The sequence below is a fragment of the Streptococcus suis genome (genome assembly GCF_002960425.1).
GTDB classification, from domain to species: Bacteria; Bacillota; Bacilli; order Lactobacillales; family Streptococcaceae; genus Streptococcus; species Streptococcus suis_S.
Genome location: NZ_POIZ01000045.1, coordinates 1 through 12,815, shown reverse-complemented (window position 1 = coordinate 12,815; position 12,815 = coordinate 1). Strand labels below are relative to the sequence as shown.

Sequence of the window (12,815 nt, the reverse complement as noted above, 5' to 3'; positions counted from 1 at the left end):
CCTCTCAGAAGAGAAAACAGCCCAGCTCATCTTGAAAGGTTAGGAAATATCAATCCCTCTAAACGTGGTTTGAATGGTGAAGTCTATCTGACGAATGGACTTGCTCCTACACTAACAAGAGGTAAAGGAGAGGGAGCTAAAATCGCCATTCCAGTCTTAACACCAGATAGACTAGAAAAACGGCAACATGGTCGTCGATTTAAGGACAATCAAGACCCTATGTTTACTTTGACAAGTCAAGACAGACACGGGGTTGTTGTCGCAGGAAATCTGCCGACTAGCTTTGATCAGACTGGAAGAGTATTTGACATATCTGGCTTGTCACCGACTTTGACCACCATGCAAGGTGGAGACAAGGTGCCAAAGATTTTGCTGAGGGAGGAGCTGCCATTTCTGAAAATCAAGGAAGCCACAAAAACAGGGTGCGCAAAGGCCACTCTTGGAGATTCAGTCAATCTGGCTTATCCAGATTCAACCAAACGTAGGGGACGAGTGGGAGAAGAATGGAAGAGGAAGAAAAACATGAACCTACTACATAAGAAAAGTATCCTAGAGTGTACTGAATTAGAGGAACGTATTCACTAAGTTGAAACCAATCAGTTACTGCAAAAGCTATTCTTTCCTTTGCGGGAGGAGGACATGGTACACCAACAGAATACGGACATGTGGCTTTTGTGGAGAAAGTCTACCCAGATGGCTCATTCCTTATCTCAGAAACCAACTATAATGGCAATCCAAACTACACCTTCCGTAAATTATCTGGAGTGGATAGTAGCTTGAGTTTTGTCTATACGACGAAATAAAAAAATAATATAGAATTTTTCTAAATTTTTTGGTAAAATAAATTAAAAAGTATGGGAGGCAGTTTATGATTCAACGTTTAAATGTAAATACTGAAGTTCTATCTACATATATTCGTAACTCTAATACTCCTATCGAATATTTACGACAAAAATTACCTAATATTGATAAGTTTTTAAAAGGGGAATTAGAGCCTACCTTTAATCAAATATCTGCACTTTCTAAAATGATAAATGTTCCTACTGGATTATTGTTATTAAAAGAGCCGATTTCTCCTAGCTCTTTGAATGTTGATTTTAGGACATTCAATTCACAACTTTTATCTGATATCAGTTCTGAATTAAAAGATACAATTATTGAAATGCAAGAGAAACAAGAATTTTTGAAAGAAATAGTTGAGAATGAATGTCCTTTTGTAGGTATTTTTACTTTTGATGATGATTACTCAGATGTAATTTTGAAAGCAAGAGAATTTTTAGGGAATGAAATTACCAGAGGAAGATTTAATAATTATAGAAAAATACTCGGTCAATTAGGAATTTTCATATTTTTAAATGGTAAGTATAAGGATAATACACATCGTCCGTTAAATCTAAATGAGTTTAGAGGTTTCGTGTTATCTGATAAGAAGGCTCCGATTATTTTTATTAATCAGTTGGATTCGAAGACTGGACAGTTATTCACATTAATTCATGAGTTTGTCCATTTATTATATGGGGATAGTGATCTATTTGATGGTGAAGTTCCAAAAAAACGAAGTAAGACAGAAGCAATAATAAATTCAATAACAGCGGAGATTTTAGTTCCAAAAGAATTAATTAGTGATATGTTTGACAATCAAATCGATATCAGAACCAGTCTTGATAATTTATCTAGAAAATTTGAAGTAAGTAAGTTCGTTGTTTTAAGACGACTATATGATTTATCAATGGTTTCAAGAAAGGTCTTTATATCTTTACAAAGAGAACTTGAAGCTGAATTTAAATCAAGAGAAAAAGATAAAAAAAAATCTGGTGGAGGTAATTATCAGAATAACCTTCGATTCAGAATGGATTCTAATTTTTTCAATCATGTGAATAATGCTGTTCAACAAAATAAAATTACTTATACAGATGCTTTTGGTATCGTAGGGGTTGGATATAAAGGATATAAAATATTAAGCAGGGGAGGATGATAAATGTATTTATTAGATTCAAATATATACATAAACTTTTATGATAGATATTATCGTAAAGATTTTTTTCCTACCTTCTGGTCAAATTTTGCTGGTATTTTAAACTCAAGTGTGGTGATTCCTAAAATTGTAGTCTCGGAAAATTACCAAGATGAGTGGTTTAGAGATTGGTTATCGAATAACTACACTAAGTCCATTATTGATCATAAGTCTTATGTGGTAGAGTGGAGGGCCATTATTCAGTATATCCAGAGTAGTCCTTACTATAAAGATGCAACACTTATGTCACAAAAAGGATGGGCAAATGATGATATTGCGGACCCATGGTTGATAGCTATTGCGAAAAGTATGGAATATACTATAGTTACTGATGAAGTAAGAAATGTGAATTTAAATTCTGCAAACCCTAGTAAAAATGCTAAAATTCCAGATGTGTGTGACCAATTAGGAGTAAAATGTATCTCAATGAATGAGTTCTTTGAGGAAATTGGTTTATCTGTTTAAAAAGTCTCCTTTTATGAGTAGGGTACTGAAAAGTACTTCTTATAAAAAAATCATAAATAATAGAAATTATTTTATCTAATATATAACTTATTAACGAATGATTGAAGAGTGGTTTAATAACTACGCATCATCATTCGTTTTTTACTGCAATCATTGTTGCTACTCGGACTTCTTAAGTTACCTCTTTATGGGTGACTTTTTCTTTTCCCTGAACTGATTGTGATAACAAAATCAAGCCTTCTTTTTTATGATGGTATTGAACTTGGGCTACGAGCTGTACAAAAAAGTGAGTTTCTCCTAGAACGGAAAGTTCTTCGTCAAAACTCCTATTTTTGTCATGCTCGCATAACGCTCTCGTATCTAATAAAGAGTGACAGTTTGTTGCTACTTATCAAAAGAAAAGAAGGACTTTTTTATGACCAAGCAATGTCATTATCACTTTTTAGTCAATCAGGAAAAAGCAGAAAAGTATGTCTTCCGTAAAAGCAAGAAGTACCGAACCCTGTGTTCGGTAGCTCTTGGAAGTATGGTGACGGCTGTTGTCGCTTGGGGTGGCCAAGTAGCACAAGCTGACTAAGTTGTAACACTTTCGCTAGATAATACCGTTCAGAGATTCTACAATTGTGATTATGAACTAGCATAAGTCTGCTATTTAAAGTTACACTTAAGAACAAAAATGACTATTTTAAGAACAAACTACCTTTTGATATAGTTTTTGTTGTATAATATCTTCAATGAAAATAATTTAAGGCTGGAAGACACGTATGAGTTTAATAAATCCTATTCCAGATACTAACTGGTTAAAGAATAATAAAGATAATTTAAGGATTTCGGATGAAGCCTATCTTGAATTAGTACAAATTTATGATTTAATAGACTCCATAGATTGGGAGTATTCAAGAATAAATGATGACGCAACTTTGATAGATAAAATAAATCAATTTGCGACTAATAGAAAAAAAACAACTGTATCCGTAGTATATATTGTAAAAAATGAAGAGAACTTTATTTTAAAAAGTTTAGCAAGTATTATTGATTTTGCTGATGAAATTATTATTGTTGATACAGGTTCTACTGATGGTACTTTAGAATGTATAACTGAGTTATCACGTGAAAAAATTTTTTTGTACACATTTGAATGGTGTGATGATTTTTCAAAGGCTAGAAATTATGCTAATTCACATGCTTCATGTGATTGGATATTAGTTTTGGATGCTGATGAGGTTGTTGATGATTTCAAAAATTTAAAGTTACTTTTGTCATATTTTAAATTATTTGATAGTTTAAGTGATACTGTATTTAATTTTAATATAATTCGAGGGAGTGATTATTATAAAACAGGAAAGTTAATTAGTAACACAGGGGCATTTCAATATAGAGGTAGAGTACACGAATCCTTCTATTCAATAAATAACAAAGATATATATTATGCTAATCTAAAAATTAATGTTTATGGACAAAAAAGAGAAAATAAAGAGAAGACAAGCTATTATAATGAGCTATTATTAAAGACGATGCTAGATTACCCTACAGATAGTAGGTGGTGTTATTACTATTTTAGAGATAATTATAGTCAAATCAATTTGAATCAGATGTTTGAATATAGTTGTAAATCAATATTTAAAAAAGGAAATATTGTATCTGAAAATAATTTCATTTCAAATTATTTTTCTGTACATATAATTATGTTTATTTTGTCAAAAATGATTGATGAAAATAATTACATTCTTTTTGATTGTTATCTAAATCTAATTGAAAAAAAAGTTTCAGGACATTCAGATTTTATTTTTTTAAAATATGCACGTGAATTCAGATTAATACAAGAGGATATTTTAAATTCTATGAAGAGTTTTTTAGAAGAATATAATAAATGTTTATTTTCTGAAAATATATTTTCTCCTAATTGTATAAATTCACTCTTGGGATATTATCTATTTTTAGGGGGATTTTTTGAAGAGAGTGGTTTAATATTTAGAGAACTAAATTTAAATATCAGAGACTATCCTAGTTTCATTAATGAAAATTTAATTAATTACTTTCAAAAAATACATGATGAATCATATTCTTGTAATGATTTTTAAGCGACTGAATCAATTGGAGGGAAGATTTATGATAAAAAGTAATTTATATAAAAAAGTTTATAAAACAGTTTATATAATTGATTTTTCAGAATTAGAACAAGAACCCTTATTTAATAATAAATTTCAGGAGATTGGAGAATGGTTTACTAATTCTGGCAAAAGGTGGATTTGCAGTAGTATATTATCTCCGGACGATTTTAAAAGTTATATTTTAAAAAATGTAAAGATTACAGACGGAGCAAAGATTAAATTTTTTAAAGATTATTTTCCGATTTCCACAAATAGTGAAATTGAATTTTGAAATTGAACAAACAATCCACAATTTTAATTTTACATATAATATAAAACTTACTCTTTATTTATAAAACAGTTTATTAGGAGGTAACATCATGACTCAAATGGAAAAATTTAATAAGATTTCTAAAACAGTTCTTAATGAAATAAGAGGAGGTGCATCGGAAAGTGCTAATTGTAAATGGGCGATAGTAACTTGTGCTCATGATATAATTTTAGCTGGCTTAGGTACTTCTGATCCAGGAAGTTCTTGTGCCTATATGAGGCGTGTATGTAAGAAAAATTGATAATAATATAGGGGAGTTTTTTTTTGAGTAAGTTTTGCTATATAATTTTTATGGGTGAAAATCTCACCCATTTTTGTGTTTGATCCCTAGTTGTTGCTCCAATATTTTAATTATAGATAGCATATAACTTTATTATGCTTCATTAGTCATTTTATAATATATCAAGGCTAAACACTAATACTAGTAAGGAGTATATTGAGTGAATGAAATTTTCGAAACGTCATTTTCGTGCTCAAGTTGATTCAAAAGATTGTGGAGTAGCTGCTTTGCCATGGTGTTAGAATACTATAATTCACATTATTCTTTAGCAGAACTTAGAGAAATGTTAGGTACAACTGAAAATGGGACTACTGCATTTAGTATAGTTTCTGTGGCAATGAATTAGGGTTCGATACTGAAGCTATTTATGCAGATATTTCTTTATTTGACATAGAGGATATAAAATTTCCATTTATTGTACATATAAATAAGAATAATAAATTTTATCATTACTATGTTATTATTGGCAGTGATAAAAAATATATTTATATAGCTGATCCTGATCCTCTGATAAAATTATCTAAACTAACTAAAGAACAGTTTCTTGCAGAATGGAGAGGGATAACTATATTATTAAAACCAAACCATGAGTACAAAATTAAAAGAAAGAAGACAAGTTTTCCTTCTTTATTTACTTTACTGTTTAATCAAAAGAAATTAATTTTTTTAATTATATTATTAACTTTAGCAGTAAACTTTATAAATATAATTGGTTCATACTATTTAAAGAGAGTAATTGATTCTTATATTCCTAAAGGGGAGCTGGATTTTCTTAATCTAATGTCAATAAGCCTAATTGTTATTTATCTTATGCAACAGTTTTTTGTATTTGGTCAAGGGGTATTGATAACAGTTCTAAGTCAAATACTTTCAAAAAATATAATGCTGTCATATATTGCTCACCTTTTTAAACTTCCTCTATCTTTTTTTGCAACAAGAAGAAATGGCGATATTGTCTCTAGATTTCCAGATGCTAATATCATAATTGAAGTATTATCTAGTATAATTTTATCTGTAATACTAGATGTGTCAATAGTTACTGGAGTATCAATTGTACTTTTTTTGCAAAGTAGTTATTTATTTTTTATTATAATTATTGCGTTTCCAATTTATGCTTTAGTAATTTTTTTATTCATGAAACCATTTAGACATAGTAAAACTAGTGTAATGGAAGCAGGAGCTTCACTTTCCTCAGTTCTTATAGAAGATATAAATGGAATAGAGACAATAAAATCTCTTACTAGTGAGGTTGATCGCTATAAAAAAATAAAAGACGAATTTAGTAATTATTATAAAAAAATTACTTTTTATAGTAGAATGGAGTTGTTTCAAGATGTGTTAAAAAATTTTACTCAATTGTTGTTTAATGTATTAATTTTATGGCAAGGTGCTATTTTAGTAATTGAAGGAAAAATATCATTGGGATCTTTGATAACCTTTAATACTTTAGAACTTTATTTTCTGAATTCACTGGAGAACATTATTAATTTACAACCTAAATTTCAATCAGCAAGTGTTGCGTATAATAGATTAGAAGAAATCTATTCGGTTCAATCAGAATTTCAGGATAAGTTCTTCATAACAAATTTTAAATTGAATTCTAGTAAGATAGTAATTTCAAATTTAACCTACAAATATGACTATAACCAGCCTCTATTAAAAGATATTAATTTAGTTATCGAGGAAGGTTGTAAAATAGCATTTGTTGGTCTTTCTGGTTCAGGGAAAACAACTCTAGCAAAAATGTTAGTTAATTTTATGCCTCCTACCTATGGAAGTATTGAATTTGGAGGAATTAATATTAATGATATTGATAAGAAGACTTTGAGACAATTGATTAATTATATACCCCAGAAACCTTATATTTTTAACGGTACTATATTAGATAATCTTTTATTAGGTGTTGAAGATGAAATTTCATTTGAAGAGATTAATAAAGCTACTGAGATTGCCGAGATAAAATCTGTTATAGAGAATTTACCGTTAGGATATGAGACCGAACTTTCCCCTGAACATAGCATTTTGTCAGGAGGTCAACTTCAGAGAGTTGCTATTGCACGTGCATTATTAACCAATCCTTCGGTATTAATCTTAGATGAGTCAACAAGTAATTTGGATAATTTAACGGAAAGAAAAATTATTGATAATTTAATGAGCTTAGATACAACTGTAATATTTATTGCTCACCGTCTCAATATAACAGAACAGGTTGAAAGGATATTTGTCATAGAAAATGGTATGATAATCGAAAACGGAAATCATGAAGATTTGATATTAAAACAAGGGTTTTATTCTAAAATATTAAAAGGTTAATTTTAAAATTGAGGAGTTAATATGAAAAATAATTTGTTAGATGATTATAGAAATTTTCCTAAAATATCAACGGATAATTTGAAATCTATAAAAGGTGGAGGAGATACTGTCTTTGATAAAGTAAATCATTTCTTTTGTGATTTAATAAACTGTAGAGGAAAGGGGAGAATGAATTGATAAATGGATAACTTTTTTATTAATGGAATTCATGTTTTTTTCAATTTTTGCTTAATGGTGTCTATAATATTTCTTCCACCTTTTTATATATGCCAGTCGTTAAGGGTATATATACCGAGATATTGTTGGCTTATCTATGCTATAATTTATTTTATTTCGGTAAATATTAATTATATTTTTGAGACTTTGATATTCATACTATATTTTTATTGTATTTTTAGATTTATATTTAAGAATGATAGGGCCGACATCATTTTTCTATTCTTCTTATATTGTTTTAAGTTATGATACAATTCATAGATTTTTTCAAAGCATTCTAAATAGGTTGCTAAATTTTGATGAGATTTACACTTATTTTTTTGACAGATTTATTATGATAAGATTTATAGAATATACTATTCCATTGGTTTTGCTGATTTTGTTATTTAATTTAATCAATTTAGATTTTGAAATAGTTAAGATGAAAGCATTTAAAAATTATGTTTATGTTGGGAATTTTATATTTGCTTTTATGCTTTTGTCTATTACAATATGGACGCTTATATTACAATCTAATTTATCAGTTATCAAGATATTTGGACCTACAGTTGCATTAGCCCATTTTCTTCTATTTCTTTTTTTAGCCCAATATATGAAATCACAGCAACGAATTTACGAAGTAAATTTAGAAGTAATTCGCCGTGAAGAAGAGAATAGAAATCTTAATAAATTTGTTGATAAATTAGGTGATTTATATGAAGATTTACGAGGGATTCGCCATGATTTCGCTAGCATTATATCAAGTTTAGAGCCTGCGATTCAGGAAAAAAATATTGATGAAGTAAGCATTATCTATAAAGAAGTTCTCATTAAGATGAATAGAAATCTACAAAAGAACGAATACTCAGCATTTAATTTGAAAAATATTGAAGACTTAGCTATTCGTAATATGCTGGCTCAATCAATTTTGGAAGCAGAACAATATGATATACAATTCAATTGTTACGTGTCTGGACATATATCTCAAGTCAATGTACCAATGTTAGAGATGATTCAAATATTATCTATTATGTTGACTAATTCAATTGAATCTGCTATTATTTCAAAAAAACCTTTAATTGAAGTGGCTTTATATAGAGATAAGAGCATTGTTACAATAGTTATTAAGAATAGTCGAAATCCCATCTCTTTAGATAAGAGAACTATCTGGGAGGTAGGGGTTTCAAGTAAAGGTGAGGGGAGGGGAATTGGGTTATATAACTTGAGAAGACTGGTAAATAGGCATGATAATTTGACTCTAGAAACACAAATAGATTATGATAGTTTTACTCACATCTTGAAAATAATGTAAGCTGGAGGTATGTTATGAATATTATTGTTCTGGATGACAATATTCATCATCAGTTGCGACTAGAATCTGCTCTTTATGATGTAGCTCGGTCTTTACATATTCATATCAATATTGAATGTGCTAGAACAATACAGGCATTAAGAGAGTATATGAATCAAGAAGATGTAAATCAGATATATTTTCTAGATTTAGAAATTGGCAATCAAAAAAATTTAGGTTTTGAGATTGCTAAAGAAATAAGAAATAATAATCCTTATGCAGTTATTATATTTGTGACTTCATATTCCGACCTGATGCCCCTAGTATTTCAATATCATCTTTCGGCATTAGATTTTATTATTAAAGATCTTAAAGAAACAGAATTTCGTAATCGGTTAAAGCAGTGTTTGGAACAAGTAATAATTTCATTTAAGAAAAAATCTGATGGGGAATTGTTAAGATATAGTTACCAGAACAGAACTGGTATCTGCATACCTTTTTCCGATATACTTTTTATTCAAACCTCAGTTAAACCGCATCGATTAATTATTTATACAGTAGATTTTATTAAAGAATTTTATGGTACTTTGAATGATATTCTAGATTTAGATAGTAAGAATTATTTTGAAAAAGTAGATCGTTCAACAATAATAAATGTGTACAATGTTACTGAGTACAGTTCGAAGACAAGAGAAGTAAAATTTTTTGAAGGAACAACATGTCTTGTATCTAGATTGAGAATTAAGGATGTAAAAACTAGATTAAGAAATAAAGGAATAATATGAAGTATATATAATTGATAATTTAAACTCTTTCTTTTTTATGTAAGTTATTTAGGTTTTAGTACAAATTAAATTTTACTAAATTTGATATATCTTTAGTTATGAACGTACGTTAGACGAATGAAGAAAATATTGTTTTAAGATAACGATTTTCATAATAAAAATAATATTTCTTATCACGAAATTTTGTTATAAAATAAGTGAAAAAAAAGAGGATGAGCCTATGTATATATGTGAATTTTGTGGAAATATTTTTGAAGAAAATGCATGTATCTAGAAAGTAGTTACATGTATTTTATTCATGCGTAGGGACTAGTGAGAGTCAACGTAAGTGTTGACAAATAAGGAGTTATCCCGTATAATAAGGGTAAATAAAGATTATAAATTACTTGTGGGCTAGTGGATATGGTCTGCACCCGCCTGTGGGCTCCGCACTCAGTTCAAACTGTTTGTTGAGAAAAAGAATAGCAGGACTGCCTACCCTTGAGGAATAGATAGGGCATATCTAGCGTGAGGTGAAACTCAATACGTGGAAGAGAAGGAAGCACCTGCTTCCTTCTCTTTTTTAGGAGAAAAATAAAATGACATATACTTTAGAATGGCTCGAGACCTTTGATGGAGAGATTGATATTCTCAATGTCGATATGTCTTGTTTGGCCAATACTATTGAGAAATATGTTTCTCAGTACAAATACGTTTATCAGACAAATATGGAGAACTATCCTGAAATTGTTCTCTCCGTCCCAAATTCCTCTATTCCCCATCTATTAGGATTATCAAGAGATCATCATGTCAATTTACCAACTAATAATGCAGGGAGTATTTTTGAAGGATTAAAGGATGATTGGACATTGCAGCGTCTAAATAAGGCTGATAATGGATGGTTTAACGAAAATAAATTCAAAATCGTTGGCACATTACTACTTTATCAAATGTTACATGTGATGGAATGTAAATTTTATACAACGGATGGTATTTTGAATAGAAAAGTTGGTAAACGATTTAGAAGAGATAATATTTATTTTGTGGTCTTCAAATTAAGTAATGGTATTAGTTATACCGTTGAATTATCACATGAACAAGGAAATCAATACTTTCCAAGAAGTCTTAAAATCAACGACACCTTAATTACAAATTGTAGAGAAATAGAGCTGAAACTTGTTGACAAGAAACGCTTTAAGACTGCTAAAGTTAGAAAGGTTAATTGGCCGTCTTAATGTAAAAATTGATATGCTGATAATCAGGTCATCCACTTTTTGTGGGTGGCTTTTTCTTTTCCCTGAACTAATTGTGATAACAAAATCAAGCCTTCTTTTTTATGATGAGGAAAGAGTAACGAGTTTGTTGCTACATAAAAAAGAAAAGAAGGACTATTTATGACCAAAACACGTAATCATCACTTTCTTGTCAATCAGGAAAAAGGCGAGAAACACGTCTTTCGCAAGAGTAAAAAATATCGCACTCTATGTTCGGTTGCCCTTGGAACCATGGTGACAGCTGTTGTTGCTTGGGGTGGGACGGTTGCACATGCAGACGAAGTCACATCATCAGTTGACACCACCATTCAACGAACGGAAAATCCAGCCACGAATTTACCAGAAGCACAACCAACCCCTGTTTCTGAACAAACTGAAAGTATGGCATCAACTGGACAATCTAACGGTGCAATTGCTGTCACCGTACCACATGATACGGTAACACAAGCAGTGGAACAGGCAAAGGCTGAAGGTGTTTCTACGGTTGAAGATAGCCCAATGGATTTGGGGAATACAACTTCTGCGTCAGAGACAAGCCAACAAATTTCAAAAGCTGAAGCAGATGCCCAAAACCAAGTTGTGGCTATCAATGAAGTTACTGAAACCTACAAAGCTGACAAAGCGACATACGAATCGAATAAAGCACGCATTGAACAGGAAAATAAGGTGCTGTCACAGGCCTACGAAGAGGCCAACCAAACTGGTAAAGAGACAAATGCTTGGGTTGATACCAAAGTCAATGACCTAAAAACTCAGTATGCAGATGCTGATGTGACAGTAAAAGAACAAGTAGTTTCATCAGGAAATGGGACATCTGTATTAGACTATACAAACTATGGCAAGACTGTTGAAACCATTCAATCAACTAACGAACAAGCTGTAGCGGATTATCTAACAAAGAAAACTAAGGCAGATGATATTGTTGCGAAAAATCAGGCCATTCAAAAAGAAAATGAGGCTGGACTTGCTAAGGCAAAAGCAGATAACGAAGCCATTGAAAGGCGTAATCAGGCAGGTCAAGCAGCTGTAGATGCTGAAAACCGTACAGGCCAAGCCGCAGTTGATCAGGCTAATCAAGAGAAACAACTATTAGTTTCAAATCGTACAGCTGAGATTGAAGCCATTACAAAACGCAATCAGGAAAAAGAAGCCGCAGCTAGAAAAGAAAAAGAAGCGATTGATGCCTACAATGCCAAAGAAATGGAACGCTATCAACGTGACCTGGCCGAGATTTCGAAAGGCTCGTGAAGAAACAGTCTGGGGAGAGACTGTTTCTTCACGAGCCTTGAAATAAAAGAGCGAGTATGAAAAATGGTCAGCTCAAACCCGGTTACAACCTTCAACTTGGTACAAACAACCAGTTTGCCTTGGCTTACGGATTGTATCCGAATCCAACTGACACTCGTACACTCAAGCCTTTTCTTCAATCCATCCAAACCTTAGAACTCTTTCAACACATTGTCGCAGATGCAGGTTATGGTAGTGAAGAAAATTATAGCTTTATCCTTGATGACCTGGAGAAAACACCTCTGATCCCCTACGGAACATATCAGAAAGAGCAGAAGAAAAGCTACAAGAAGAGTGATGCCAATCCTGAAAACTGGACCTATCTAGAAGATTCTGACCAGTGGATAAAACCAGATGGGGTTGTCTACTCGTTTAAGAATTATTCACGAAGAACGGACAAGTATGGATTTGAGAAAGATATTAAGATTTACGAAGCTGATCCTGTACAAGCTAGTGAAGAGTTAGACCAGTTAGCACGGACGGAAAAAGGAAACCTCAAACAAATTCAGTA

The 12,815-nt window shown here is 31.1% G+C and carries 9 protein-coding genes and 6 pseudogenes; all 15 read left to right on the top strand.

Annotated elements, in window-relative coordinates; all coding sequences use genetic code 11:
• Positions 1 to 501, top strand: a pseudogene (locus C1G57_RS05850) (DNA (cytosine-5-)-methyltransferase); the annotation flags it as partial.
• Positions 502 to 611: 110 nt separating this feature from the next.
• Positions 612 to 803 (top strand): annotated as a pseudogene (locus tag C1G57_RS05845) (CHAP domain-containing protein); the annotation flags it as partial.
• Between the two features lie 65 nt (positions 804 to 868).
• Positions 869 to 1,975, top strand: a complete 1,107-nt coding sequence (locus tag C1G57_RS05840) for an ImmA/IrrE family metallo-endopeptidase (RefSeq protein ID WP_105114137.1) — start codon at positions 869 to 871, stop codon at positions 1,973 to 1,975.
• Between the two features lie 3 nt (positions 1,976 to 1,978).
• A complete protein-coding gene (locus tag C1G57_RS05835) occupies positions 1,979 to 2,479 on the top strand; it encodes a DUF4411 family protein (protein WP_105114136.1) in 501 nt (166 codons plus the stop codon).
• Between the two features lie 415 nt (positions 2,480 to 2,894).
• Positions 2,895 to 3,053 (top strand): annotated as a pseudogene (locus tag C1G57_RS05825) (putative cross-wall-targeting lipoprotein signal domain-containing proteiin); the annotation flags it as partial.
• A gap of 190 nt (positions 3,054 to 3,243) precedes the next feature.
• Complete coding sequence (locus C1G57_RS05820) at positions 3,244 to 4,560, top strand: glycosyltransferase family 2 protein (RefSeq protein WP_105114135.1); 1,317 nt, start codon at positions 3,244 to 3,246, stop codon at positions 4,558 to 4,560.
• Between the two features lie 28 nt (positions 4,561 to 4,588).
• Entirely contained in the window at positions 4,589 to 4,861 is a 273-nt protein-coding gene (locus C1G57_RS05815; protein WP_237375153.1) for a DUF3884 family protein, read from the top strand.
• Positions 4,862 to 4,949: 88 nt separating this feature from the next.
• Positions 4,950 to 5,141, top strand: a complete 192-nt coding sequence (locus tag C1G57_RS05810; RefSeq protein ID WP_002935101.1) for a hypothetical protein — start codon at positions 4,950 to 4,952, stop codon at positions 5,139 to 5,141.
• 203 nt (positions 5,142 to 5,344) lie between these two features.
• Positions 5,345 to 7,493, top strand: a pseudogene (locus tag C1G57_RS05805) (peptide cleavage/export ABC transporter).
• A 21-nt stretch (positions 7,494 to 7,514) separates the two neighbouring features.
• Positions 7,515 to 7,670 (top strand): hypothetical protein, encoded by a 156-nt coding sequence (locus tag C1G57_RS05800; RefSeq protein ID WP_000794567.1) that lies wholly within the window; start codon positions 7,515 to 7,517, stop codon positions 7,668 to 7,670.
• A 460-nt stretch (positions 7,671 to 8,130) separates the two neighbouring features.
• Positions 8,131 to 9,000, top strand: a complete 870-nt coding sequence (locus C1G57_RS05795) for a GHKL domain-containing protein (protein ID WP_226313481.1) — start codon at positions 8,131 to 8,133, stop codon at positions 8,998 to 9,000.
• A gap of 14 nt (positions 9,001 to 9,014) precedes the next feature.
• Positions 9,015 to 9,764 carry a LytTR family transcriptional regulator DNA-binding domain-containing protein gene (locus C1G57_RS05790; RefSeq protein ID WP_024394858.1) on the top strand — a complete coding sequence of 250 codons (750 nt, stop codon included), beginning with the start codon at positions 9,015 to 9,017 and terminating at the stop codon, positions 9,762 to 9,764.
• A 578-nt stretch (positions 9,765 to 10,342) separates the two neighbouring features.
• Positions 10,343 to 10,978: a hypothetical protein gene (locus C1G57_RS05785; RefSeq protein ID WP_000222716.1), complete on the top strand. Its 636-nt coding sequence runs from the start codon at positions 10,343 to 10,345 to the stop codon at positions 10,976 to 10,978.
• 159 nt (positions 10,979 to 11,137) lie between these two features.
• Positions 11,138 to 12,259 (top strand): annotated as a pseudogene (locus C1G57_RS05780) (putative cross-wall-targeting lipoprotein signal domain-containing proteiin); the annotation flags it as partial.
• Positions 12,260 to 12,309: 50 nt separating this feature from the next.
• Positions 12,310 to 12,815, top strand: a pseudogene (locus C1G57_RS05775) (transposase); the annotation flags it as partial.